This window comes from Amphritea pacifica (assembly GCF_016924145.1).
GTDB lineage: Bacteria > Pseudomonadota > Gammaproteobacteria > Pseudomonadales > Balneatricaceae > Amphritea > Amphritea pacifica.
On sequence record NZ_JAFFZO010000077.1, the window covers coordinates 1 to 1337 of the forward strand.

The window sequence follows — 1337 nt, forward strand, 5'->3', positions numbered from 1 at the left end:
ATCGGTACCGACTTGCTGATGAAGATGAAACGGTCTGAGTGGATCGAACCGGTCTGGATGGTGGGGATCGACCCGGAATCCGATGGCCTGAAACGCGCCCGGGAGATGGGTATTAAAACCACTGCTGACGGTGTTGATGGGGTGCTGCCGCACGTCATCGAAGATGATATCCGCATCGCTTTCGATGCCACTTCGGCCTATGTCCATGCTGAGAACAGCCGCAAGCTGAACGAACTGGGCGTGATTATGATCGATCTGACCCCGGCGGCGATTGGCCCGTTCTGTGTGCCACCCGTCAACCTGCGGGCACACGCACAAAACCTGGAGATGAACGTCAATATGGTCACCTGCGGTGGTCAGGCGACCATTCCGATGGTGGCGGCGGTATCCAGCGTGCAGCCAGTCGAGTACGGTGAAATCATCGCCACCGTCTCCTCTAAATCCGCCGGTCCCGGCACCCGCAAAAACATCGATGAGTTTACCCGTACTACCGCCGGTGCCGTGGAAAAGGTCGGCGGCGCGAAAAAAGGTAAAGCGATCATCATTATCAACCCCGCTGAGCCACCGCTGATGATGCGTGACACCGTGCACTGTCTGACTGAAGGCGAGCCGGATCAGGCCGCCATTACCGCCTCCGTTCACGCCATGGTGAAAGAGGTGCAGAAATATGTGCCCGGTTACCACCTGGTCAACGGTCCGGTGTTTGATGGCAACCGCGTCTCTATGTTTATGGAAGTGGAAGGTCTGGGAGATTATCTGCCGAAGTATGCCGGAAACCTGGACATCATGACCGCCGCGGGGCTGCGCACAGCAGAGATGTTTGCGGAAGAAGCCGCTAACGGCACCATTACCCTGCCGGCACGCGGCTAAGTGGAGGAGAGAACGATGAATCTGAAAGGTAAAAAAGTAGTCCTCCACGACATGAGTCTGCGGGACGGTATGCACGCCAAGCGTCACCAGATCTCTCTGGAACAGATGGTCAGTGTGGCCACGGCATTGGATGATGCCGGTATGCCCCTGATCGAAGTGACCCACGGTGATGGTCTGGGGGGCACTTCGGTGAACTATGGTTTCCCGGCCCACAGCGATGAGGAGTATCTCGGTGCTGTGATTCCGAAACTGAAAAACGCCAAAGTCTCCGCCCTGCTGTTGCCCGGGATCGGCACGGTCGATCACCTGCGGATGGCGAAAGATCTGGGTGTGAATACTATCCGGGTGGCCAGTCACTGTACCGAAGCTGATGTGACTGAGCAGCACATCGGTCTGGCCGCCAAGCTGGAGATGGATACCGTCGGTTTCCTGATGATGGCACACATGGCCAGCCCGGAGAAGATTCT

At 57.2% G+C, this 1337-nt stretch carries 1 protein-coding gene and 1 pseudogene; both read left to right on the forward strand.

The window, feature by feature from the left end:
- On the forward strand, positions 1-870 hold an 870-nt coding region (locus tag JW499_RS21440; protein WP_205212494.1), incomplete at its 5' end, for an acetaldehyde dehydrogenase (acetylating).
- A 15-nt stretch (positions 871-885) separates the two neighbouring features.
- Positions 886-1337: pseudogene (locus tag JW499_RS21445) on the forward strand (4-hydroxy-2-oxovalerate aldolase); the annotation flags it as partial.